The sequence below is a fragment of the Pseudomonas graminis genome (assembly GCF_013201545.1).
In the GTDB taxonomy this organism is placed as follows: Bacteria; Pseudomonadota; Gammaproteobacteria; order Pseudomonadales; family Pseudomonadaceae; genus Aquipseudomonas.
On the sequence record NZ_CP053746.1, the window covers coordinates 3056404 to 3080172 of the forward strand.

At 61.7% G+C, this 23769-nt stretch carries 17 protein-coding genes; 7 read left to right on the top strand and 10 right to left on the bottom strand.

Annotation, left to right across the window (positions count from 1 at the left end; all coding sequences use genetic code 11):
• Positions 1 to 89 precede the first annotated feature (89 nt).
• From FX982_RS13700 to csrA, 3 genes are all read left to right on the top strand, one after another.
• Positions 90 to 896, top strand: coding sequence for an SDR family oxidoreductase (locus FX982_RS13700; protein ID WP_172611177.1), 807 nt, complete (start codon positions 90 to 92; stop codon positions 894 to 896).
• Positions 897 to 973: 77 nt separating this feature from the next.
• Complete coding sequence (locus FX982_RS13705) at positions 974 to 1306, top strand: YnfA family protein (RefSeq protein WP_172611179.1); 333 nt, start codon at positions 974 to 976, stop codon at positions 1304 to 1306.
• Between the two features lie 202 nt (positions 1307 to 1508).
• On the top strand, positions 1509 to 1706 hold the full coding sequence (gene csrA, locus FX982_RS13710; RefSeq protein ID WP_172611181.1) for a carbon storage regulator CsrA: 198 nt from the start codon (positions 1509 to 1511) through the stop codon (positions 1704 to 1706).
• A gap of 6 nt (positions 1707 to 1712) precedes the next feature.
• On the opposite strand, the gene FX982_RS13715 is transcribed toward csrA, so the two are convergent.
• The 9 genes from FX982_RS13715 to mnmC all read right to left on the bottom strand — a co-directional run bounded on the left by FX982_RS13715 (position 1713) and on the right by mnmC (position 14046).
• On the bottom strand, positions 1713 to 1943 hold the full coding sequence (locus FX982_RS13715) for a YheU family protein (protein WP_122537509.1): 231 nt from the start codon (positions 1941 to 1943) through the stop codon (positions 1713 to 1715).
• A 64-nt stretch (positions 1944 to 2007) separates the two neighbouring features.
• Positions 2008 to 3192 carry an osmoprotectant NAGGN system M42 family peptidase gene (locus tag FX982_RS13720; RefSeq protein ID WP_172611183.1) on the bottom strand — a complete coding sequence of 395 codons (1185 nt, stop codon included), beginning with the start codon at positions 3190 to 3192 and terminating at the stop codon, positions 2008 to 2010.
• A 127-nt stretch (positions 3193 to 3319) separates the two neighbouring features.
• Complete coding sequence (gene ngg / locus FX982_RS13725) at positions 3320 to 5068, bottom strand: N-acetylglutaminylglutamine synthetase (protein ID WP_172611185.1); 1749 nt, start codon at positions 5066 to 5068, stop codon at positions 3320 to 3322.
• A gap of 3 nt (positions 5069 to 5071) precedes the next feature.
• On the bottom strand, positions 5072 to 6844 hold the full coding sequence (locus FX982_RS13730) for an N-acetylglutaminylglutamine amidotransferase (protein ID WP_172611186.1): 1773 nt from the start codon (positions 6842 to 6844) through the stop codon (positions 5072 to 5074).
• Between the two features lie 433 nt (positions 6845 to 7277).
• On the bottom strand, positions 7278 to 7505 hold the full coding sequence (locus FX982_RS13735) for a hypothetical protein (protein ID WP_172611188.1): 228 nt from the start codon (positions 7503 to 7505) through the stop codon (positions 7278 to 7280).
• Positions 7506 to 7640: 135 nt separating this feature from the next.
• Entirely contained in the window at positions 7641 to 8738 is a 1098-nt protein-coding gene (locus FX982_RS13740; protein WP_172611189.1) for a lipocalin-like domain-containing protein, read from the bottom strand.
• Entirely contained in the window at positions 8728 to 11208 is a 2481-nt protein-coding gene (locus tag FX982_RS13745) for an ABC transporter permease (protein WP_172611191.1), read from the bottom strand. The genes FX982_RS13740 and FX982_RS13745 overlap by 11 nt, the downstream gene beginning before the upstream one ends.
• A 1-nt stretch (position 11209) precedes the next feature.
• Positions 11210 to 11878, bottom strand: a complete 669-nt coding sequence (locus FX982_RS13750) for an ABC transporter ATP-binding protein (RefSeq protein WP_172611193.1) — start codon at positions 11876 to 11878, stop codon at positions 11210 to 11212.
• 149 nt (positions 11879 to 12027) lie between these two features.
• Positions 12028 to 14046, bottom strand: coding sequence for a bifunctional tRNA (5-methylaminomethyl-2-thiouridine)(34)-methyltransferase MnmD/FAD-dependent 5-carboxymethylaminomethyl-2-thiouridine(34) oxidoreductase MnmC (gene mnmC / locus FX982_RS13755; protein WP_172611195.1), 2019 nt, complete (start codon positions 14044 to 14046; stop codon positions 12028 to 12030).
• Between the two features lie 136 nt (positions 14047 to 14182).
• On the opposite strand from mnmC, the gene FX982_RS13760 reads away from it, so the two are divergent.
• Positions 14183 to 18481, top strand: a complete 4299-nt coding sequence (locus tag FX982_RS13760; protein WP_172611197.1) for a dermonecrotic toxin domain-containing protein — start codon at positions 14183 to 14185, stop codon at positions 18479 to 18481.
• Positions 18482 to 18638: 157 nt separating this feature from the next.
• Positions 18639 to 20141: a polyphosphate:AMP phosphotransferase gene (pap, locus tag FX982_RS13765; protein WP_172611198.1), complete on the top strand. Its 1503-nt coding sequence runs from the start codon at positions 18639 to 18641 to the stop codon at positions 20139 to 20141.
• A 65-nt stretch (positions 20142 to 20206) separates the two neighbouring features.
• Here pap and FX982_RS13770 read toward each other — a convergent pair whose 3' ends face one another.
• Positions 20207 to 20794: a YecA family protein gene (locus FX982_RS13770; RefSeq protein WP_172611200.1), complete on the bottom strand. Its 588-nt coding sequence runs from the start codon at positions 20792 to 20794 to the stop codon at positions 20207 to 20209.
• A gap of 210 nt (positions 20795 to 21004) precedes the next feature.
• Here FX982_RS13770 and recQ point away from each other — a divergent pair, with 210 nt between their 5' ends.
• Positions 21005 to 23131 (top strand): DNA helicase RecQ, encoded by a 2127-nt coding sequence (gene recQ / locus FX982_RS13775; protein WP_172611202.1) that lies wholly within the window; start codon positions 21005 to 21007, stop codon positions 23129 to 23131.
• A gap of 178 nt (positions 23132 to 23309) precedes the next feature.
• Positions 23310 to 23744, top strand: a complete 435-nt coding sequence (locus tag FX982_RS13780; RefSeq protein ID WP_122537522.1) for a MarR family transcriptional regulator — start codon at positions 23310 to 23312, stop codon at positions 23742 to 23744.
• Positions 23745 to 23769: the final 25 nt, after the last annotated feature.

Here is a 23769-nt window from a genome sequence, read left to right on the forward strand (position 1 = left end):
CTCATATTCAGCGATCTGATGAAGGGTTTGTCGGACAATCCTCCTGTTTACACTCTAGCCACTTCTTCGTAATCGACAAGGCGTCTGCTATGCACAATCGCATCATGATTACCGGCGCAGGGTCCGGGCTGGGACGTGAGATCGCGCTGCGCTGGGCGCGCGAAGGTTGGCAGCTGGCGCTGTCGGACATCAGCGACAGCGGCCTTCAGGAAACACTGGGGCTGGTGCGCGAAGCGGGTGGGGACGGTTTCGTTCAGCGCTGTGATGTTCGGGACTACAGCCAGCTCACCGCTTTCGCCCAGGCCTGCGAACAGAAATTCGGTGGCATCGATGTGATCGTCAACAACGCCGGCGTTGCCTCAGGTGGATTCTTTGGCGAACTGTCCCTGGAAGATTGGGACTGGCAGATCGCGATCAACCTGATGGGCGTCGTCAAAGGCTGCAAGGCGTTTTTGCCGCTGCTGGAACAGAGCAAAGGCAAGATCATCAACATCGCCTCCATGGCGGCGTTGATGCAGGGGCCGGCGATGAGCAATTACAACGTCGCCAAAGCCGGCGTGGTGGCGTTGTCTGAGAGCCTGCTGATCGAGCTGCGCCAGCAGGAAATCGGTGTGCATGTGGTGTGTCCATCGTTCTTCCAGACCAACCTGCTGGATTCCTTTCGTGGCCCCACGCCGGCGATGAAAGCCCAGGTCGGCAAGCTGCTGGAGAGTTCGCCCATCAGCGCGAAGGACATCGCCGACTACATCTACCAGCAAGTTGCCAGCGGTGAATTCATGATCCTGCCCCATGAGCAAGGTCGAATGGCCTGGCAGCTCAAACAGAAAAATCCGCAGTTGCTGTACGACGAGATGGCAAACATGGCGGAGAAGATGCGTGCCAAAGCGAAGGCCTGAAGCGGAGCCAGACATTCCCCAGGCTCTTTTCTGATAGGGTTGCCGGCATTTTCCGGCTGCCCTGGACGAGGCTCATCGTGCTCAATTACCTCTGGTTTTTTCTTGCCGCGCTGTTCGAAATAGCCGGTTGTTACGCCTTCTGGATGTGGCTGCGTCAAGGCAAGAGCGCGCTGTGGGCCCTTCCGGCGCTGATCAGCTTGACGCTGTTCGCCCTGCTGTTGACTCGAATTGAAGCCACGTACGCCGGGCGCGCCTATGCGGCATACGGCGGCATCTACATCATTGCCTCCATTACCTGGCTAGGCGTTATCGAGCGTGTGCGACCGCTCATGTCGGACTGGATCGGCGTTGGCTTATGCGTGATGGGCGCAACCATCATTCTGTTCGGGCCGCGCTGGTCAGCCGCCTGATCTTCCCGGCCGGAATGAAAAAACTGACGTCTGCCGGACCTTTCTCTGAGGTGCCGGCCGGAAAGGGTCGGGCGCGTAGGAAGCGTCCGTCAGTCGTGGTCTTGAAGGATTGAAGGACGTTACTGATTTTGCTCTGGCGCATTGAAGCGTCGGGGTGTGAGCGTCAACCTGCTCCCTCGGTCACAGCCAAGGAGTAGGACGTATGCTGGTATTGACGCGGGAAATCGGAGAGACCTTCAACATTGGCGATGACATTACCGTGAAGGTGCTGGGCATCACCGGCAATCAGGTCCGGCTGGGAATCGATGCGCCGCAGCATGTAAGGATTCACCGCGCAGAGGTATTCCGAAGAATCGCCTCACGGCTGCAACAACTCGCCAACCGCTCGCCGGGAACGTGATTCCCTTTATTCCTCGAAATATTCCTTCGGCACTTCGCGCTTGAGCATCAGCTGGCATTGCTGGCTGTCCATGTCGAAGAAAATCACCGCCTGACCTTTGCTTAGCGCATGACGTACCCGTAACACGCGGGTTTCAAGGGGAGTGTCATCACCGTTGTCAGTACCATCGCGGGTCACGAAGTCCTCGATCAGGCGCGTCAGGGTGTCGGCTTCGAGTTGGTCGTAAGGGATCAGCATAGGTTTCTCGGCCATCACAAAATATACACGGGGCGGCGATGCTATCGCGCCCCGTGCGGGCAGGCTACCGCTGCCCCACCAATGTATCCACCGACGGTACGCGGGTGTCGCTCTCCATCTGCGCGTCGTGCTCCAGCTGATGGCTGAAATTCTCCAGAGACGCATTGGACGGATGCGCATCGCTGGCGAACACCGGCGGGCTCATGATGTAGGCGGTGAGCAGACGGCTCAGCGTGTTCAAGCTGTCGATGTGTGTGCGTTCATAGCCATGGGTCGCGTCGCAACCGAAAGCCAGAAGGGCCGTGCGCGTGTCGTAACCGGCAGTGATCGCCGAGTGCGCGTCGCTGTAGTAATAGCGGAACAGGTCGCGGCGCACGGACAGATCGTTTTGCTCACCCAGGCGCAACAGATGTCGCGACAGATGATAGTCATACGGGCCGCCGGAATCCTGCATCGCCACGCTGACCGCGTGTTCGCTCGAGTGCTGGCCGGGCGCGACAGGCGCGATGTCGATCCCCACGAACTCGCTGACGTCCCACGGCAGACTTCCCGCAGCGCCGCTGCCGGTTTCTTCGGTAATGGTGAACAGCGGGTGGCAATCGATCAGGGGCTCGACGCCGCTGTCGACGATGGCTTTGAGGGCTGCGAGCAGAGCGGCGACGCCGGCCTTGTCGTCCAGATGGCGAGCGCTGATGTGGCCGCTGTCGGTGAATTCGGGCAACGGGTCAAACGCCACGAAATCGCCAATGTTGATGCCCACCGATTCGCAGTCCGCGCGAGTGGCGCTGTAGGCGTCCAGACGCACCTCAACGTGGTCCCAGCTGATGGGCATGGTGTCGACGGCGGTATTGAACGCATGCCCCGACGCCATCAATGGCAGCACGCTGCCGCGGATCACGCCGGTGTCGGTGAACACGCTGACGCGGCTGCCTTCGGCAAAGCGACTGGACCAGCAACCCACCGGGGCCAGGCCCAGTCGGCCGTTGTCTTTCACTTCACGAACGCTGGCACCGATGGTGTCCAAGTGCGCGGAAACGGCACGATCGGGGCTGTTCTGTTTGCCTTTCAACGTGGCGCGGATGGTGCCGCGACGGGTCAGTTCGAACGGAATGCCCAGTTCTTCAAGCCGCTCGGCGACGTAGCGCACGATGGTGTCGGTAAAACCGGTGGGGCTCGGGATCGCGAGCATTTCCAGCAGGACTTTCTGCAGGTAATTCAGATCCGGTTCAAGGATGTTTGCAGTCGTCATAGGGACCTCAATGTGTGGCGCAGATTAAGCTGAGAGCGGACTCGCTCGCGGGACGGGTCTGGTGTCGACGAATTCGTCGCCCGACCAGACCTGTCGCGGGCAGGCTCAGGGCTACAGCGGTTGCGCCTTAGCCATGGGCAGGCTGGCTGTGGGGAAACAACAGATCGACGAAACGCTCGGCCGTCGGTTGTGGCTCGTGATTGGCCAGGCCGCAGCGCTCGTTCGCTTCGATAAACACATACTCCGGCTGATCGGCGGCGGGCACCATCAGGTCCAGACCCACCACCGGGATGTCGAGGGCGCGGGCGGCACGCACGGCGGCGTCCTGCAGCACCGGGTGAAGAATCGCGGTGACGTCTTCCAGACAGCCGCCGGTGTGCAGGTTCGCGGTGCGGCGCACGGCCAGACGCTGATCGGCCGGTAACACGCTGTCGAAGCTGAAACCCGCGTCCTCTACGGTGCGGTGGGTTTCATCGTCCACCGGAATCTTGCTCTCGCCGCCCGTGGCTGCAGAACGACGTCGACTTTGCGCCTCGATCAGCTGACCCACGGTGTGACGGCCATCGCCGATGATTTCGGCAGGACGGCGGATGGCCGCAGCGACGACCTCAAAACCAATCACGACGATGCGCAGGTCAAGCCCTTGGTGGAAGCTTTCTAGCAGCACACGGCTGTCGAACTGGCGAGCACGCTCGACCGCCGCCTGGACATCTTCGATCGTACGAAGGTCCACGGCCACGCCCTGACCCTGTTCGCCATCGACCGGCTTGACCACGACGCGCTGGTGTTCCTCGAGAAACGCCAGGTTGTCGTCGCCGTTTCCCGCCAGTTGCTGCACCGGCACTTCCAGCCCCGCCGCCTTCAGCGTCTTCAGGGTCATGCGCTTGTCCTGGCACAGCGTCATGCTGACGGCGGTGGTCAGGTCGCTCAACGACTCGCGGCAGCGCACCCGGCGGCTGCCATGAATCAGCGTGAACAGTCCGGCCTCGGCGTCGTCCACCTGCACCTCAATACCGCGACGATGGGCTTCTTCGACGATGATCCGCGCGTACGGGTTGAAGTCTGCTTGGGGGCCTGGGCCGAGAAACAGCTTCTCGTTGATGCCGTTTTTTCGCTTGATGGCGAAGGTTGGCAGATTGCGGAAGCCCAGCTTGCCGTACAGGCTTTTTGCTTGTTCGTTGTCGTGCAGCACCGACAGATCCAGGTACGCCAGACCCCGGCTCTGGAAGTGCTCGACCAGATGACGCACCAGCACTTCGCCGACGCCAGGCCGTGTGCATTGCGGGTCAACCGCCAGGCACCACAGGCTGCTGCCGTTTTCGGGATCGTTGAACGCCTTTTGGTGATTCAGGCCCATGACGCTACCGATCACGGCGTTGGTAGTCTCGTCTTCAGCAATCCAGTAGACCGGGCCGCCTTGGTGCCGAGGCGTCAGCAGGGCAGGGTCGATGGGCAACATGCCACGGGCGATGTACAAATTGTTGATCGAGTTCCAGTCGCCCTCGCTTTGTGCCCGACGAATCCTGAAACCTCGAAACACCCGCTGGGCCGGGCGGTAATCGCTGAACCACAGGCGCAGCGTGTCTGACGGATCGAGAAACAACTGTTGCGGCGATTGCGCCAGCACCTGTTGCGGTGCGGCGACATACAGGGCGATGTCGCGCTCACCCTGTTTTTCGTTGAGCAACTCGTGAGCGAGGGACGCCGGGTCGGGGTAGGTATGGCCAATCAACAGCCGCCCCCAGCCGCAATGCAGAGCCAGCGGTTCTGTCTCAGGCGTGCTGCCGTCTTCGGCAAGGCGAGCCTGCAAGCGCTCGTACGACGGCGCCTGGCCGCGCAACAAACGCTGGTTATGAATCGAAGCGTTGGCTTTCATCGGTCAGAGTCCTTGTTCGCTGAGCCACAGGTTCAGCGCTGCGAGCTGCCACAGCTTGGAGCCGCGCAGGGGCGTCAGTTGACCCTGTGGATCGGTGAGCAGTTTGTCGAGCATGACCGGGTTGAACAGGCCACGGTCCTGGCTTGGATCGAGCAGCAGATCGCGGACCCAGTTCAGCGTATCGCCTTCCAGATGCTTGAGGCCCGGCACCGGGAAATAACCTTTCTTGCGATCAATGACTTCGGACGGAATCACCAGTCGCGCCGCTTCCTTGAGCACCTGCTTGCCGCCGTCCGGCAACTTGAAGCGGCCCGGAACCCGAGCCGACAGCTCGACCAGTCGATAATCGAGGAATGGGGTGCGCGCTTCGAGGCCCCAGGCCATGGTCATGTTGTCGACGCGTTTGACCGGGTCATCCACCAGCATGACCGTGCTGTCCAGTCGCAGGGCTTTGTCCACGGCCGCATCAGCGCCCGGCATCGCGAAATGCTCGCGCACGAAATCGCCGGCGGCGTCATTCGCCGTCAGCCACTTCGGCGTAACGGTGTCGGCGTATTCGGCGTAACTGCGGTCGAAAAACGCATCGCGATAGGCGGCGTAGGGGTCGCTGGCGCCGTCCACTTGCGGGTACCAGTGATAACCGGCGAACAACTCGTCCGCGCCCTGACCGCTCTGAACCACCTTGCAGTGCTTGGCCACTTCGCGAGACAGCAGGTAGAAGGCGATGCAGTCATGGCTGACCATCGGCTCGCTCATTGCCCGAAATGCGGCGGGCAGTTGCTCGATGATTTCGCTTTCCTTGATGCGCAGCTGATGGTGGTTGGTGCCGTAGTGTTTGGCGATCAGGTCCGAATACTGGAATTCGTCACCGCGTTCGCCGCCCGCATCCTGGAAACCGATGGAGAAGGTCGACAGATCCTTAACGCCCACTTCGCGCAGCAGGCCGACGAGCATGCTTGAGTCAACGCCGCCGGACAGCAGCACGCCGACGTCCACCGCAGCGCGTTGACGGATGGCAACGGCTTCGCGGGTGCTGTCGAGCACGCGGTCGCGCCAGTCTTCGAGGGTCAGATTGGCTTCGTCGGCGTGCGGGCCATAAGGCAGCGTCCACCAGACCTTCTGCTCGACCTTGCCTTCGGCACTCACGCGCATCCAGGACGCCGGCGGCAGTTTCTCGATGCCGGCCACCAACGTGCGTGGCGCAGGCACAACGGCATGGAAATTGAGGTAGTGATTGAGTGCGACCGGGTCGAGCATCGGGCTGATGTCGCCACCTTTCAGCAAGGCGGGCAGGGCGGAAGCGAAACGCAGGCGCTTGTCGGTGCGCGACAGGTACAGCGGCTTGACGCCAAGACGGTCGCGGGCGATGAACAGGCTTCTGTTGTCGCGTTCCCAGATGGCGAACGCGAACATGCCGTTCAGCTTGGGCAGCATGTCAGGGCCCCAGGCGTGGTAGCCCTTGAGCAGCACTTCGGTGTCGCCGCCGGAGTGGAACTGGTAGCCAAGGCTTTCAAGCTCGGCACGCAGCTCCGGGAAGTTGTAGATAGCGCCGTTGAAGGCCAGGGACAAACCCAAGTGGCTGTCGATCATCGGCTGAGCCGAACCGTCCGACAGGTCCATGATTTTCAAACGACGGTGGCCCAGGGCAATCGGCCCCTGGCTATGAAACCCCCACGCATCCGGGCCGCGGGCCGCGAGATGATGGGTGATACGTTCTACTGCGGCGAGATCCGCAGGTTGATTGTCAAAGCGTAGTTCGCCAGCTAATCCGCACATCAGTCCTAAACCCTTTATGTTTCGGCGTGTTTGGCGTTACCGGGATTGCGCGGCGGTGAATGCCGGGTTCATTCCGGACATCAGGCGCATGGTTGCGTACGTGTGGCGCGTGGCGTACATCCTGCGCTGTCTAATCCCGAGCTCGCGCAATGCACTCAGCCAGTAACGTTTCGGCCCTGTTTCGGCGCGGATAAGACCCTGACGTGAACCCGCTTCCTTAAAAGGCGGATACATAATCAGGGCGCGCTGCCGTCAGCGGCCTAGCTTTATCGAGTGCAGGCAGGCGTGGATCGTTCAATAAAAAACATTGCAGGCGAGGGAGGTGTGGCCGGGTGTTTAGTCACCGACGACGTTTTTCGTGGGGTGTCGACTTGCTCACAGGTTCAAGAAGCGCTGCCCACGTGATGTCTGGGAAGCGCATATCTCGCCCGACTCAACGCGAGCGGTTGGCGATCCGTAAAGCCGCGGTTTTGATGTACCTCACCGAGTTGGCAAGGTTGCCGGCGTGACTTTCGAGGAGCATGAGGTCCTCTTGTCGACACACGACTTTCTGAGCCTTCAGGTAGATGGCATGACCTTCGAGAAATTGCGACAGAGAGTCAAAGTAAGCCGCCGAATCTTCGAGATCCAGCTGCATATCTTTCAAGCTTAATGTAGACATCGAGGCTCCAGACGCTATTGAAGCAGGCGTCCTGGCCTGACGGGGTTGGGATATCGGGTTCACTGTCCGATTCCTTGTTTATCGGCAGCCGTCAGGAAACTTTAGATGATTCTCAGGGTCGGTCGCGGCGGCGTGTCAGTAGCCCGTCATCTCCAGATACCCCACACCCTCATGGCTACCGTTCAGGGTGACCGGCCCTTCCCAATAGGGGATCTGCAAGTTCATCCATGCCTGCGGGTTGAGCGCTTCGACGGTAATGTCCACGGCCTTCGACGGGATTTTCACCGACCAGCGTGTGGGGATGTCGCGGCCTTCAACGTCAGTGGTGTCTTCCGGTACCAGTTCTATGTCCTTCGCCGCCAGTTGTTCGGTGCTGCCATCGGCGTTGATCCATGTCCCGGTCAGGTACGGTTCACCGTCCCTTTGCCGCATGCGATACAGCATGACTTCGGTGCCATCACCCAGATGCAGCGAGAACCAGTCCCAGCCTGTCTGATTGTCCGTGAGCGGCTGGCTGCTCCACTCCCGGTCCAGCCATGCAGGCCCGGACACCTGATAGGTTTTGCCGTCAATCTCGATGCTGCCGTCCGCCTGAAAAAAAGGCTGGCTGTAGTAGTACGACGCCTGGCCTTGCTCGGACTTCTGACTGAAGCCCTGTGTGCCCTGCAGCACCAATGGCTTCGTGGCTTTCAGGTGCAGGCGATAGTTGAACTGCGGACCGCTGGCCTGCAACTGCATGTCCGCCAGCGGGTCATTGTTGGCAGACTGGCTGGTAAAGGACCAGTCATCGATCCAGGCCGCTAACGGCGCCAGTGTCACGCCGGCCTGCTGCACGCCGCCACGGGCGTAGCGTTCCGCTGCGAAGTGGTCGTCCCGGGACGTCACTGCCGCGTGGCCCATCCACAGGTTGCGATTGCTCCAGCCAGAGCCGTCGCCTTGCAGCCCTTTCGCGCGGGGGAGGGCATTGCGAAACAGGGTCCATTGCACGCCAAACGACTGGCCTTCGGCATCCTTGAGATTGGCGGTGACGTACCACCACTCGATGCGGAAGTCATCGTGGGGGCCGTGGTCGTCGGGAAACAAGAAGTGCCTGTCCAGCGTAACCTGTGCGTAGCTTGAAGCGTCGTCGGCAAGGCCGGCGAAGCCTTTCTCTTCCTCGGGTTTGTCATCGCAGCCGCTCAGCAGCGTGATGAGCAGTAGCCCAGCGAAGAGGATCAGGGCCTTAACCTTCATTGGCGAAAGTCCTCAGCAAATCGGCGGGGCGGGTGCGGTACAAACGGTAGAGCGGCCACGCCGAGGCCAGCAGTGTGGCGAGCATCGCCAACAGCGTCAGGCGCAGTAGCTGCATGGGGAACACCTGCAGCGGCAGGCGCCAGCCGAAGGCTTGCACGTTGATCACAGCATCCAGGCACCACGCCAGCAACAGCCCCAGCGGAATCGCCAGCACCAGCGTCAGCACCGCCAGCAACCATGTTTGCGCCAGATTGAGCAGCATCAATTGCCGTCGCGTCACACCCAGCGCCCATAACGGCGCCAGTTGCGCGAGGCGGCTTTGGCTCTGGGTCAGCAAGCTGATGAAGAGGGCGACACCAGCGACCATCAACGTCAGGCTGTTCAACGCGGCGGTGGCGGCGAAGGTGCGTTCGAAAACCTGCTGCGACCAGGCCTTGAGCTGGATCTGATCGACGATGCGGTTGTCATCGATGGTGAATTTGTTGTGCAGCACCCGCAGCAGCTGCGGGATGGCTTTGGGATCGATGCGCAGATTGAAGCGGTTGGGCGTCAGTTGCGGCCAGTGTTTAAGCAGGTGGTCGGCGTTCACCAACATGTGGCCCTTGGGGTTGCCGTAGTCGGCGTAAATACCGACAACGCGTAGCGGCCACGGCCCGTCCGGCGCGGGCAGTCTGACTTCATCGCCAACGCTGACGTCCAGACGGCGCGCCAGCTGTTCGCTAAGCATCAGCGTGTCTTCCTGCGCCAGTTGCTTCCACGCATCCCCTCTCGCCGATTCCAGCAGCGGCCAGTGCTGGCGATAGTGCGGATGGTCGATCACGCCATACAGCTCGGCTGGCCAGCCATGCAGTTGCACTGAAACCTGCCAGTTGGGCAGCACCGCTGACGTCAGCGGTTGCTGACTCAGCCACTGCTGCAAAGGTGCGGCCTGGGCCGGATTCTGCGGATTGATATACAGCTCTGCGCTGAGGCGTTGTTCCAGCCAGTGAGTGAATGTCTGGCGGAACCCCGACGTCATGCTGCCTGCGCCGATGTTCGCGGCCATGGCCAGTAACAGTGCCATCAGCGCCAGACTCAGGGCCGGCAGTTGCTGGCGGCAGTCAGCGAGAAACCACTGCCCCAGCACCGAGCGGCTCCTGCCCAACAGTGCGTTGAGCAGCAGATTGAGCAGCACTGGCAGACCCAGTGCCGCGCTCAGCAGGAGACTCGCCATCAACACGAAGCCCAGCGCCAGGCTATCGCCAAACAGTCCGGCTAATACCGCAATCAGCGCTGAAATCCCGGCGACCCAGCCTTGCCGTCGCAGCCATTTGGCGTGGGTTTCATGCCACGCCTGGGCATTGGCCAGCGCCAGCAAAGGCAGGCGTGCGGCACGCAGCAGGCTGCTGGCGCCTGCGAGAAACGCGCCGAGCAGACTGACGCCCAGACCACTCAACCACCACCAGATGTTGAGGTTCAGATGCCCGGCGACTTCAGCCCCGTACAGCCCGCGCAGACTCGCCGCGACATCGGGCAACAGCGCGCTCGCCAGCCAGTAACCACTGATGACGCCGGCGATGCCACCGAGCAGGGCCAGCACGCCGAGCTCGACCACCAGACTCGCCATCAACCCACGCGCGCTAACCCCGCACGCGCGCAGGTTGCGCAGCAGCCCGCGACGCTGTTCAAGTGCCAGACCAATCGCCGCATGCACGATGAACAGACCGACCACGAACGACAGGAAACCCAACGCGTCGAGGTTCAGGTGGAAGCTTTCGGTCAGCCTGCCCAGATCGTTGTCTTCGCCACTTTTGCGCAGCACCAGCTCGCCATTCAGCTCGGCCGGCAACGCAGGGGCGTTATCGGCAACATCCTTGGGCAGCACCAGCCGCGAGATCTGATTCGGCTGATTGAGCAGTTGCTGGGCGAAACCGATGTCCATGAGCAGCACGCCCGGCGCCATGTCGGTTTTCGCACGCATCGGCGGCAGCACCTTGCCGGAGTCGATGACCGGCTGCTGGCCTTCATGCAGGCCGAGGGCCGCGAGGGTCTGCGGTGAAATCCACGTGGTGCCGGGAGGGGTGAAGAAGTCGACGATCTGCTCGGTGTCCAGCGACTGCCCGGCCAGCGCTGTGTTCACCGGCAGCGAGACCGGCTCTATGCCGAGCACCGTCAAACGCTGCTCCGGCGCTTGCTTCAGGGTGACCCGACCGCGCAATGCTGGGGAGACCGGCCAGCCGGCGCGGCGCAGAGTCACGAACAGGTCCTGGGAAAAGTTGGCGCCGTTGGGCGAGACCAGAATTTTTTGCGGCTCGCCGCCGATCATCTGGCTGGCCTTGGCGTAACTTTCACGGGCCTGGCTGTTCAGCGCCTGCACGCCGGTGAGCAGGCTGGTTGCCAGCCACAGGCCCGTGAGCACGCTGAAAAACTGCACGGGATGGCGCCGCCAGTGGCTTAGCAACGCTTTTAACGTCCAGTAGAAGACCGACATCTCAGCGTTCGCCTTCGCTGACCAGCCTACCCAGGTGCAGCACGGCCTGACGCTGCAATCGCGCCGCCACTCTCGGGCTGTGAGTCACCATCAGCAGGCTGGTGGTGCTGTCGGCCAGGAGGTCAAGCAGCAACTGCAGCACTTCATCGCTGGTGGCTTCGTCAAGGTTGCCGGTGGGTTCATCAGCGAGCAGCATGGCTGGGCGCGAGGCGAGTGCCCGGCCAATCGCAACGCGCTGCTGCTGACCGCCGGACAGCTGTTCGGGGTAGCGCTTGAGCAGCGCGCCCAGGCCCAGCCGCTCAGTGAGTTCAGCCTGCCATTCAGGCTGATAACGCCCCGCCAGACGCGCCTGAAATGCCAGGTTGTCTTCGACCTTCAGACTGCCGATGAGGTTGAACTGCTGGAAAACCAGACCGATTTCCGTGCGTCGCCAGTTGGCCAGCTGCGCTTCGTTCATCTGGTCGAGACGCTGCCCGGCGATCTCGATGCTGCCCTTGTCCACGTGGTCCAGACCGGCCACCAGATGCAGCAAGGTGCTTTTGCCACTGCCGGACTCACCCATCAGCGCCAGACTGCCGCCCTTATCAAGCTGCAAATCCGCCCCACGCAAAACGGCCAATGGGCCCTGGGCCGTGGCATAGCTCTTGTACACACCCTGGACTTGCAGCATTGACACTCACCTGATTGGAGGGACGGGTTGCAGGATAACGATATTGATCGGAGCCGATGTAGCTGGCGAGACAGTGGATCTTCCGCAGGACGAAGAAGTTGCGTTGGATCGCGGCGCCGAGCGCTGGGCGCCCGCTATCGCAGGTTTATCTATTTCCCTCGAATCAGCCCGCGCAGCGCGAATCGGTTGGGGTGACAGGCTTCGGCCACGCTTCGCGGCAGTGGCAGCGGTTCGTCATTCAGCCAGGCGGCGATCAGTTCGCCTGACAGCGGAGCAGTGATCAGGCCGCGAGAGCCGTGACCGCTGTTTACATATAAACCGTCGAGCCATGGGCATTCGGTATCCGGCGTCCGGCGCGCGTCCTTGCGCAGCACGGCGTACGTTTCAAGGAATGCTGCGCGGTCCGCGAGCGGCCCGATGATGGGCAGGTAATCCGGGCTGGTGCAGCGAAACGCGGCGCGACCTTGCAGCTCCTCGGTGGGCAGCGCGTCGGCATTCAGCCGCTCGGTCAGGTCCTCGGAGATTTCCCGCAGCAATTCGAGATTGCCGAGATGCTCAGCCGTGCTCGGCGTCAGGTCATCGCTGTTGAAGGCGAAGCTTGCGCCCAGCGTATGTTCGCCATCGCGCGCGGGCGCCACGTAACCCTCGGCGCACACGACAGTCGTCAACGCCTGGCTTTCCGGGGTTGCAGTCAGTCGAGTGATCTGCCCGCGAATCCGCTTGAGTGGCAGGTCGGCGCTGGGCGGGAAGCGTTTGATCTCGGCTGCCCCCGCCAGCACGACGACGGGAGCGCAAGCCAACAGTCGCTCGCCATCCCACGCTTGCCACAGCACGCCGTCGCGCCGCAGCTCGACCACCTCGCTGTGGCTTAGCAGCTCAATGTTGCTTGCGCTGGCCTGATCGCGACACAACGCCGGCGGATGGACCCAGCCACCTTGCGGGTAAAACAAGCCGCCGCTTTTTAACACCACACCGGCCCGCGCCTCAGCGTCGGCCCGGTCCAGGACATGCAGCAGGTCGTCGGGAAAGGCCGCGGCGAGTTGCGCCTGACGCTTACGCTCTTTCTCATCGAAGGCCAACTGCAGCACGCCGCAATCGTCCCAGTCGATGCCCCGTTGCAGCCGCTCCAGCAAACGTCGGGTGTGACCAAATCCGCTCAAGATCAGCTGCGACAGCGCGGTGCCGTGGGCCGACAGCTTCAGGTAGAGCACGCCTTGTGGATTGCCCGATGCTTCTTGCGCCAGATCCCCGTGACGTTCCAACAGACTGACGCGCCAACCGCGCGCGGCCAGACTCGACGCGGTGGCGCAGCCTGCCAGGCCTGCGCCGATGACCAATGCGGTGCGAGGGGTGTCCGGTGAACGGGGCATTGAACGAGGTCGGGCAAACCAGGGCTTGTCACGTGGGGGCGTTGCCACGTCTGCGGGCCAACCGATAAAGCGGCCTTTAAGCACCTCCCACTTATGCCCGATCCCCGGCACGCGCTTCATTTTGAAACCGGCTGCGTTCAATGCCCTGCGCACCCAGCCGGTGCTGGTAAAGGTGCCGATGGTCGAGCCCGGTGCCGCCAGCCGCGCCAACTCGGCAAACAGTTCGGGCGTCCACATTTCAGGGTTTTTCGCGGGCGCGAAACCGTCGAGAAACCACGCGTCGATCTGCCCGTCGAGTTGCGGCAGCATGTCCAGCGCGTCGCCGATCAGCAAGGTCAGCGTGACGCGGCCACCATCGAAGGCCAGCCGCTGGAAGCCCTGATGGACTGCCACGTATTGGCCCAGCAGCTGGTCCGCCTGCTCCTTTAGCTCGGGCCACAAACTCAGCGCGCGCTGCAGATCAGCCCGGCTCAAAGGGTATTTTTCGACGCTGACGAAATGCAGGCGGGCGTCTGCGACTGCGCTGGCGTTGAACAGCTGCCAGGCACACAGGAAATTCAGCCCGGTACCAAACCCGGTTTCGCCGATGACCAGCCGCTCGCCCGCCGGCAAAGCGGCAAAGCGCTCGGGCAGCTCGTTCTGGGTCAGGAACACATGGCGGGTTTCATCCAGACCTGATTCGGTCGAGAAATAGACGTCGGAGAACACCCGCGAATGCGGATTGCCGTGTTCGTCCCAGTCGATCTGCGCGGGGCCGTGGACAATCCCGGCGATCTGGGTGGGGTCAATGGTAGTCATGTTCGGCTCGGGACGGGCGAGGTGGCGATGTTACTCCAGCGTCCGGGGGCCCGTGCACTACATATGTATGCCACTTTGCGGGTGCGTTCCTGTTTATCTATGCGCCTTTGATCACACGCAGAAACAAGGACGTAAGATGAACACCGCCAGTCAGGCTCTCACGACTTCATTTATTCAGAACACTCTACCGCAATGGTTCATCCAGGCGACCCCGGCGATGCGCGATGCCCTGCGTCAGGACATGACCCTCGCACAGGCCGCCCGCGAAGACCTCAATCAGGTGCTCCAGCGCATTCAGGACCTGCCGTCATTTGCGCGGCCGTTGCTGACCCAGGCCCTTGACGCCGAATTCGGTCCGGGTCTCGATGTCGACCGCGACCGCTTCTTCCACGCCAGATTCCAGCGCGACTGGCTGACAGGTCGTGCTTCGCCTCAGGGTTCCAGCACGCGTTCGCTGCTGGCCGCCGCCCTGCAAAACTTTGAAGCGGTCGAAGCGACGGACGCCGATCGCGAAAGCAACTCGGCCATCCTTGGCGGCACGCCGGATAGATCTGCGGGGCCAGAAAGCGTTCATTCATTGAACGTAAGCCCCGGTCGCTTCATCGAACTGTGTCGCCGGCTTGACCTCGGCGGCCAGTATCAGCGGCACCTGCATCATGTACTGCATCCGGTCGCTAGGCCGGACGTTCCCGGTAGCCTGGGCAGCGATGACATCAAGGCGCGCATTATCGAGCACACCCGTCTGGCCTTGCGGGTGGACTCCCACATCGCACGCCTCAAGGGCGGCATTAACGAGGCGGAGTACCAGATGCTGCTGCGGGTTGACGCATCCGGCCCCGCGGATCATGTGTCCACCCTGCAACTGTTGGGCTGCAGGCTGCGCGGGCCGCTGGTATTTAAAGCCGCCGAGCAGACGCGTTGCGTGGTGTACCTGCCTGGTGGAGCCGATAGCGCTATCCAGTCCTATGCCTCGCTGGAACATTTCATACAGGCGTTGCGGACCAAACTGCGCTGCGAGGCGTATCAACGCTACTTCGACCGCTTCGTTCCCGAGCGCAGCAAAGGGGCTTTCTTCAAACGTCTGCACGAGCGCCTTGCGCCCCATGTCCTGCACAGCGTTGCCCGTGGCAAAGGTTTTCACCGACAGCTGATCAGCGTTTCCGAGGTGGATCAGAATGCTTTTCTCGATCTGGAAACCATCGAGGTCGGAGGTGCGCTGGGTGATGTTTTCTATCTTCATCAACTGCTGCGAATGAAAGACGACGCTCGCGTGCTGGCGGTCCCCACTGACGACGAGGACCAGAAAACCCGCGACCAGCGCCTCGCTGACTGGCTGGACTACGGCATGGACGCGCTCAATATCGCCGCGCTGTTCGTTCCCGGTCTTGGCGAAGTCATGATGGTTGTTGCGGGCGCGCAATTGCTGGACGAGACCTTCGAAGGCATTGACGCGTGGCGCCATGGCGAGATGGATGAAGCACTGGATCACTTGGGCAATGTCGCGCAAAACCTCGCATTCATGGGGGCGCTGGGTGTCGCAGGTACGGTCACGGGCGCAATGGCTGCGGAAGCTGCCGATCCCCAGCCACCGTCGTTCATCAAACGTACTATTCCGGCCCGGGATGCAGCGGGTCGTCTACGCCTGACCAACGTGAGCGTGGCCCTGCGTCGCCTCCATCCGGAACTTGCGGACATCGACGACAAAGCCGTCGGCCGGATAATGGCAGTCAGCGGGGTAGACGAAGAAGAGCTCGCGGCATTGCACATCGGCAATCAACCTGCGCCGGCAGCGCTGCTCGATACCGCCAAGCGTTTTCGCCTGAGTCAGCAGGCGGCAGACTCCGCCGATGCTTTCAACGCGGCCTACCTCGCCACCGAGCAGTCAAGCGACCCGCTGATTACCCTGCTCAGACGGGATTTTCCCTCCCTTACGCTGGCAGCAGGCCGAGAGCTGATCGCGGAGACCTCGGGCGAACAAAGGGTTGCCATGCTGGACACTCGGCGCATCCCGCTGGAAATGGCAGGAAAGGTTCGTGGGCATTTGCGTCAGACCCGCATGAGCCGCGCGCTGGAAGGCTTTTTCCTGACGCCCAGTACGGCCAATGATGATCTTCAGCGCCTGACGTTGCGCAGCCTTGAAACATTCCCGGGATGGCCGGCTGACCTTCGCATCGAACTGAGGGACGGCAGCGCCACCGGGTCCTTGCTGGACAGCATTGGTGCGAAAGACGCCGCCCGACGCCGCGTATTGATCAAGGGCGACAAAGGCTTTCAGGTAGAGGGTACCGAGGCGCCCGAAAAAAAAGTCAGCTTGTTTGCCGCGCTCTTGCGTGCGCTGCCCGAAAGCAGTCGCCAGGCGATGGGGTTCAACGATCTGGAAACGGCGGCAAAGGTGTTCAAGCGCCGCATTTTCAATTGGGTCCGGTCGCAACCGAAATGGGCGGCCGAGCAATTGGGGCAATGGACCTTACCGACCGAGTTCAGGCCCCCGCAGCGCTTGCTTGACGGGCGCATCGGTTATCCACTCAGCGGGCGCGGGTTGCCTATGGCTGAAAGTGCGATTCAACAGCAATTGATCCAGGCAATGACGCACCTCTACCCGGAAAGTGTCGAACTGGCGGCCCAGGTGCAGGCTATGGCGCGACGGGGGCGATCACTGGAACACCTGCTGAGCGCGACGCGTGCACGCGCTGTCGCCTACGGCCAATTGCACATGAGCCTGGTCGCCTGGGCTGAGGCCGACGATATCAGCGTGTTGCTCAATGACGGTGAACGTCTGGCGCGGCGCCGGGTGGCCAATGCGCTGGGTCGGGCCTGGCGCTACAGCCATGATGACGCACCCCGGGGTACCCATTGGCTGACGCTCGAATACCTGACAATGCCGGACTTACCGCCGTTGCATAGCTTCTACGCCGACATCACACAGATCGAGCTCAATAACGTGCAGTTTGATACGGGCGCTGCCAATGCTTTTCTGGCCAATTTCCCGAACATGACCCATTTGAACGTTCGCGGCAGCTTCACCGCGCTTCCGGACGTCTTGCCGCAGTTTCAGTCTTTGCATCATCTGACGCTGGAAAATATGTCGTGGACGCTGGACCAGCCCGCCATGAATACGTTGATGGATATGCCTGCGCTGAACTCCCTGAGTCTGGCCGGCAGCCAGTTGGGTGAATTCACCGACACCAGCCGCTTTAACCTATCGACCCTCTGGATCAATAACACAGGCCTCACGCAGTGGCCGGAGTGGACCCATACGCTGGGGCTTGGCGAGCTGGACATCAGTGACAACCAGATCACCGACATCCCGCCCGAAGTCATCGAAAACCCCATGGACGACAGCCGGCACACGGTGATCTACGCCTACAACAATCCGTTCACTCACCAGGCGCTTGAGGATTACTGGCGCAACGACACCGGCTACGGTCACCGCTATCAGCTTGATTACGACTTTCCCGAAGACATCCGCGAGATCCATGTCGAAGGCGCGCCGATGGACACAGACTCCGAGGCATCGGACGACGAATCCGAATCCCATGGCCACCGCGCGGGTCCGAGCGCGAGGGCTGGCAGACCCTCCGCGCAGGCGTGGTTGCGCCCGGGTGAGGATGTGCTGAATCAGCGGTTGCTCGCGGCCTGGGCGCAGGTTGAACAAGCCGCCGATGCGCCTCATCTTTTGATGCTGTTGCAACGCCTGAGGGAAACCCCGGACTTCCGCCAGTTCCACGCCGAGCTTGCCAGTGAGGTGCTCACGGTCCTGGAAACGGCCGGGCAGGATGCCGTGTTGCGGGGGCAGATCGAGGTCATGGCCAACGACCGCTTATTTGGAGCCAACCAGACCTGTCAGGACGGTGCGCGTCTGATTTTCAGTGATATTCAGGTCGCGGTTTACAGCCATGGATCGATGCAGGGCGTTGCAGAAAGCCAACGCACGGATGCGTTGCTGGGTGTTCTTCGTCAGCTTTTTCGCCTAAACGAGGTGCAGGCAATTGCGGATGTGGAAATCGCACGGCGCGAAGCCCTGGGCATGGCGCTGGATCATGCCGAGGTGCGACTGGCCTACCGCGTCGGGCTCGCGGATGAGCTCGGGCTGCCCGGCCAGCCTTACCGCATGGTCTGGGCGCGACTGGCGGCAGTTGATCGTGGGGCACTGCTGGATGCCAGTCGCCAGGTGCTGGAGGCGGAGCGCGGCCCGGCTTTCCTGCAGTTTGCCGTCGGTGACCGGCAGTGGAACGCGCGTTTGCGCTCCGAGCATGCGCCGGCACTGGCTGCGGCCACTGCGTCAGTGCACACTCGCATGGCGGCGCTCGAAGATCATCCACCGGTTGATCCCGACGAGTACCACAGACAGGGCCTGGCGCTGATCGCCGAGCGCGAAGCGGCCGAAACGCTGCTGCTCACCCAATTGACGGATCTGTACCGAGCGGGCTGGTAACGCGCGCATCGAGGTGGCCGCGTGATGCCGCCGCCTCGGTGCTACTGCAACCGAATGTTTCTCGATGCAGTGATCCATCGCAGCGATTGGCGGTCATAACCTGCATCGACGCCGCCTGTCGCCTGCTAGTCTTGAGCGATCCTGAAGGGAGCCCTGCATGTTCGAATCCGCTGAAATCGGCCACACCATCGACGACGAAACCTACAGCGCTGAAGTCCCGGCCCTGCGCGAAGCGCTACTGGAGGCTCAGTACGAGCTGCATGAGCAAGGCAAGCGCCAGATCATCGTGTTGATCAACGGCATCGAAGGCGCCGGCAAGGGCGAAACCGTCAAATTGCTCAATGAATGGATGGATCCGCGTTACATCGAAGTGCGCACCTTCGATCAGCAAACCGATGAGGAGCTGGCCCATCCGCCGGTCTGGCGTTACTGGCGCCAGTTGCCGCCGAAGGGCCGCATTGGCGTGTTTTTCGGGAACTGGTACAGCCAGATGATTCAGGGGCGGGTGCACAAGCGGTTCAAGGACCCGGTCCTGGATCAGGCCATCAACGGCGCCGAGCGTCTGGAGAAGATGCTGGTTGACGAAGGCGCGGTGATCTTCAAGTTCTGGTTTCACCTGTCCAAGCGGCAGATGAAGCTGCGCCTCAAAACCCTCAAGGATGATCCGTTGCACAGCTGGCGGATCAGCCCGCTGGACTGGCAGCAATCGAAGACCTACGACCGCTTTGTGCGTTTTGGCGAGCGCGTGCTGCGTCGCACCAGTCGCGACTACGCGCCCTGGCACGTCATCGAAGGCGTCGACCCGAACTACCGGAGTCTGACCGTCGGCCGCTTGCTGCTCGAAGGTTTGCAAAACGCCCTGAAGACGCCTGAAGGGGCGACCCATCTTGTCGGACTCGGCCCTTTGCCCAACAACAGCAAGGAGCTGAGCCTGCTCGACAACCTCGACATGACCCTGGCGCTGGAGAAGGACGACTACGACGAGCAACTCATCACCGAACAGGCGCGGCTTTCCGGGCTCATGCGCGACAAGCGCATGCGCCGTCACTCGTTGGTGGCGGTGTTCGAAGGTAATGATGCAGCGGGCAAGGGCGGCGCGATCAAACGGGTAGCCGGCGCCCTCGATCCGAGGCAGTACCACATCGTGCCAATTGCCGCGCCCAGCCAGGACGAACTGGCCCAGCCGTATCTGTGGCGCTTTTGGCGGCAGATCCCGGCGCGCGGGAAATTCACCGTGTTCGATCGGTCATGGTATGGGCGTGTGCTGGTTGAGCGGGTTGAAGGTTTCTGTTCCGAGGCGGACTGGCTGAGGGCTTACAGCGAGATCAACGACTTCGAAGAACAGCTCACCGACTTCGGCGTCGTGGTGGTGAAGTTCTGGCTCGCGATTGACGACAAGACCCAGCTGGAGCGTTTTCAGGCGCGGGAGAAGGTGCCGTTCAAGCGCCACAAAATCACTGAAGATGACTGGCGCAACCGCAGCAAGTGGCCGCTGTATCGCGAGGCAGTGAGTGACATGGTGGATCGCACCAGCACTGAAATTGCCCCGTGGACGCTGGTCGAGGCCAACGACAAACGCTGGGCGCGGGTGAAGGTACTGCGCACGATCAACGAAGCGATCGAAGCGGCATTCAGGAAGAGTGACAAGAAGCACAAGTAGCGAGGGAAGGGAGTGTGCGGGCCGATGTCGGCACGCACACAGTCGTCATCGCCTCACCGCGAGGCTTAGTGATGGCGGGGCTTGAGGATCGCCGGCTTTTCATCCGGGGCTTGCAGCAGCAGATACAGGGCGGTCAGCGCTTCCGGGATCTGCACGATCATGTCGTCCATCAGGTTGGCGTCGGCAGCGATGTCGGCGAACTCTGGCTGTTCGTCGAACAGACCGGAACCGACCATGATCGGCAGCAGCATCTCGCTGACTTCCTCTTCGTCGTTTTCGAACCAGGCTGACTCGCGCAGGAACACGCCTTCCATGAAGCCGATGCACCAGCCGCGCAGCTCGGAGTCGTCGGGGTCATCGCCCAGGTCCAGGTCGCACGGCAGTTCGAACTCTTCGTCCGACGCCAGTTGGCGAGCGATGTGCGCTTTGAGCTGGATCAGCGTGGCTTCGATTTCCTGATGCTGCGCGTCGTCGGCGTAATGCGGCGGCTCGGCGAACAGTGCGTCGATCCACTCACGGTCCGGCACGGTTTCGGCGCAAATGGACAGCGCGGTCAAATAGCCATGGGCGGCTACATAGTCCAGCGCTTCGTCATGCAGCTCATCGGCATCGAGGAAGGCTTGCAGGCGGTGTAATTGCTCAGCGAAGGACATTGACAGACTACCTTGGGAATAAACGATGCTGAATTCTAGGCCCTGAGGCCGCCCGGCGCCAGCGGCGAGGCCACTGGAATCACTATTCCGGTTAATTTCGACCGCCGGTGTCGCCGCAGTCCAATCTGTCGGAGCGCTCCGGTATACTGCCGCGCTTTGCGATTTTCACAGCGATTCTCGACCGCTGTTGCGGCACCATCCGGGGTATTTATGCTCGACCAGGCTCAACGCGTACTTAAAGACATCTTCGGCTACGACAGCTTCCGTGGTCGCCAGGGTGCCATTATCGAGCGCGTTGCCAGTGGCGGTGATGCATTGGTGCTGATGCCCACCGGCGGCGGCAAGTCCCTGTGCTTCCAGGTGCCCGGTCTGTTGCGCGATGGCCTCGCGGTGGTGGTTTCGCCGCTCATCGCGTTGATGGACGATCAGGTCGCAACGCTGGAAGAACTCGGTGTCTCAGCCGCAGCGCTCAACTCCACGCTCAGCGCCGAGCAGCAGCGCGACCTCGCCAATCGCATTCGTCTGGGCGAAATCAAGATGCTGTACCTGGCGCCGGAACGTCTGGTCCAGCCGCGCATGCTGTCGTTTTTGCAGAACCTCAAAATTGCCCTGTTCGCCATCGACGAAGCCCACTGCGTGTCGCAATGGGGTCATGATTTCCGTCCGGAATACCTGCAACTGGGGCAACTGGCCGAGCTGTTTCCGGATGTGCCGCGCATTGCCCTGACTGCTACGGCCGACAAGCGCACCCGTGAAGAGATCGTCGAGCGTCTGCACTTGCAGAACGCTGAGCGATTTTTGTCGAGCTTCGACCGCCCGAATATTTTTTACCGCATCGTGCCCAAGGAACAGCCGCGCAAGCAGCTGCTGGCGTTCCTGTCCGAGCGGCGTAGCGACGCCGGCATCGTCTATTGCCTGTCGCGAAAGAAGGTCGAAGAGACCGCAGCGTTCCTCAGCGACAACGGCTACCCGGCGCTGCCGTACCACGCCGGTTTGCCCATCGAAACCCGCTCCGGCAATCAACGGCGCTTCCTCAATGAGGAAGGGCTGATCATGGTGGCGACGATCGCGTTCGGCATGGGCATCGATAAACCCAACGTGCGGTTCGTGGCGCACATGGATCTGCCCAAATCGCTGGAAGCCTATTATCAGGAGACCGGCCGGGCAGGGCGGGACGGTCTGCCGGCCGATGCGTGGATGGCGTACGGTCTGCAAGATGTATTGATGCTCAAGCAGATGCTGCAGAACTCCGAAGGCGACGAGCGCCACAAGCGCGTCGAGCAGCACAAACTCGACGCAATGCTGGCGCTGTGTGAAGAAACCCGCTGCCGACGTCAGTCGCTGCTGGCCTACTTCGACGAAATCATGCCCAACCCCTGTGGGCATTGTGACAACTGCGTCGACGGCGTGCAGACCTGGGACGCCACTGAGCCTGCGAGACAGGCGCTTTCAGCGATCTATCGGACTGGCCAGCGCTACGGCGTGGGGCATCTGGTCGACGTCTTGCTGGGCAAGGAAAACGACAAGGTGCAGAGCTTCGGTCACCAGAAGCTGGCGGTGTTCGGTGTCGGCAAGAGCCGCAGCGAAGGCGAATGGCGTTCATTGTTCCGTCAACTGGTGGCCCGTGGTCTGGCCGACATCGATCTGGAAGGCTACGGCGGCTTGCGCCTGAGCGACACGTGTCGGCCGCTGTTGCGTGGCGAAGTCACTTTGCAGCTGCGTCGTGACCTGAAACCGCAGACCACCGCGAAAGCCTCCGGCAGCCCGGCGAGCCAACTGGTGCGCGGTGAAGAGCGCGAACAGTGGGAAGCGCTGCGTGCCTTGCGGCGCAAGCTGGCGGAAGAACATGGCGTGCCGCCTTACGTCATCTTCCCGGATTCAACCCTGCTCGAAATGCTGCGCAGCCAGCCGGGCACGATGGCCGAAATGGGCCGGGTCAGCGGGGTAGGCGCTCGCAAGCTGGAGCGTTACGGTGAGGCATTTCTTGAAGTGCTCGGCGGTGCTGCACCGGCGCCGCGTGTGGTTGCCGATGTGCGGCATGAGCTTATCAGCCTCGCCCGCGCCGGCATGACGCCGATGCAGATCGCCGGTCAACTGCAATGCTCGGAGAAAAACGTCTACACGATGCTCGCCGAAGCCATTGGCAAACAGCAGCTTTCTCTGGATCAGGCGCTGGACCTGCCCGAAGACCTGATGACCGAGATCCAGGACGCATTCCTCGACGGCGAAGGCGAACTGCCCCCTGTCACCGCCATTGCCGAACTGTTCAGCGGCCGCGTTCCCGAAGGCGTGCTGTATTGCGTGCGCGCGGCGCTGCAGTCGGAGTTTGAAGTTTAACCCGCCGCCATCGCGGCGTACTGCGCGCCTGCATTCAAGCAACCCCAAGGCATACCCGCCGCATCCCGGCCCCTCTCAGCCTCTGCGACGAATCACCGCGCTCAGGCGCTTGCCTCCTGCCGGGCTCCATGGTTAGCTGCCTATTAATTAGGAATTGCCTTTAACCGTCGAGTTACCTATGCCGTTAACCGAAGAACACCGCTTTGGCATGCAGCTGGCCCATATGTCCCGGGGCTGGCGTGCGGAGCTGGATCGCCGGCTGGCTGATCTGGGATTGTCCCAGGCGCGCTGGCTGGTTTTACTGCATCTGGCACGTTTCAAGACGCCGCCGACTCAACGTGAACTGGCCCAGAGCGTAGGCGTTGAAGGCCCGACCCTGGCCCGGTTGCTGGACAGTCTGGAAAATCAGGGACTGGTGCTCAGGCAGGCGGTGCTCGAAGATCGTCGAGCGAAAAAGATCGTCCTCTGTGACCCCGCACGGCCCCTGATCGAGAAAATCGAAACCATCGCCACGGCCTTGCGTCACGAGCTTTTTGCTGGCATCGACGAGGAAGAACTGCACCTGTGCATGCGTGTTCATTCGAAAATCCTGGCGAATCTCGAAAAATCCTGAAAACCGCGCGAACGCCCGCGACAAA

What these genes read in the sequence shown, in the direction of transcription:
- FX982_RS13700 (WP_172611177.1), top strand. Translation starts at nt 90, where the DNA reads ATGCACAATCGCATCATGATTACCGGCGCAGGGTCCGGGCTGGGACGT.
- FX982_RS13730 (WP_172611186.1), bottom strand. Translation starts at nt 6,844, where the DNA reads ATGTGCGGATTAGCTGGCGAACTACGCTTTGACAATCAACCTGCGGAT.
- FX982_RS13735 (WP_172611188.1), bottom strand. Translation starts at nt 7,505, where the DNA reads ATGTCTACATTAAGCTTGAAAGATATGCAGCTGGATCTCGAAGATTCG.
- FX982_RS13745 (WP_172611191.1), bottom strand. Translation starts at nt 11,208, where the DNA reads ATGTCGGTCTTCTACTGGACGTTAAAAGCGTTGCTAAGCCACTGGCGG.
- recQ (WP_172611202.1), top strand. Translation starts at nt 21,005, where the DNA reads ATGCTCGACCAGGCTCAACGCGTACTTAAAGACATCTTCGGCTACGAC.
- FX982_RS13750 (WP_172611193.1), bottom strand. Translation starts at nt 11,878, where the DNA reads ATGCTGCAAGTCCAGGGTGTGTACAAGAGCTATGCCACGGCCCAGGGC.
- FX982_RS13720 (WP_172611183.1), bottom strand. Translation starts at nt 3,192, where the DNA reads ATGACGACTGCAAACATCCTTGAACCGGATCTGAATTACCTGCAGAAA.
- FX982_RS13740 (WP_172611189.1), bottom strand. Translation starts at nt 8,738, where the DNA reads ATGAAGGTTAAGGCCCTGATCCTCTTCGCTGGGCTACTGCTCATCACG.
- FX982_RS13715 (WP_122537509.1), bottom strand. Translation starts at nt 1,943, where the DNA reads ATGCTGATCCCTTACGACCAACTCGAAGCCGACACCCTGACGCGCCTG.
- FX982_RS13780 (WP_122537522.1), top strand. Translation starts at nt 23,310, where the DNA reads ATGCCGTTAACCGAAGAACACCGCTTTGGCATGCAGCTGGCCCATATG.
- ngg (WP_172611185.1), bottom strand. Translation starts at nt 5,068, where the DNA reads ATGAAAGCCAACGCTTCGATTCATAACCAGCGTTTGTTGCGCGGCCAG.
- FX982_RS13760 (WP_172611197.1), top strand. Translation starts at nt 14,183, where the DNA reads ATGAACACCGCCAGTCAGGCTCTCACGACTTCATTTATTCAGAACACT.
- mnmC (WP_172611195.1), bottom strand. Translation starts at nt 14,046, where the DNA reads ATGACTACCATTGACCCCACCCAGATCGCCGGGATTGTCCACGGCCCC.
- pap (WP_172611198.1), top strand. Translation starts at nt 18,639, where the DNA reads ATGTTCGAATCCGCTGAAATCGGCCACACCATCGACGACGAAACCTAC.
- csrA (WP_172611181.1), top strand. Translation starts at nt 1,509, where the DNA reads ATGCTGGTATTGACGCGGGAAATCGGAGAGACCTTCAACATTGGCGAT.
- FX982_RS13770 (WP_172611200.1), bottom strand. Translation starts at nt 20,794, where the DNA reads ATGTCCTTCGCTGAGCAATTACACCGCCTGCAAGCCTTCCTCGATGCC.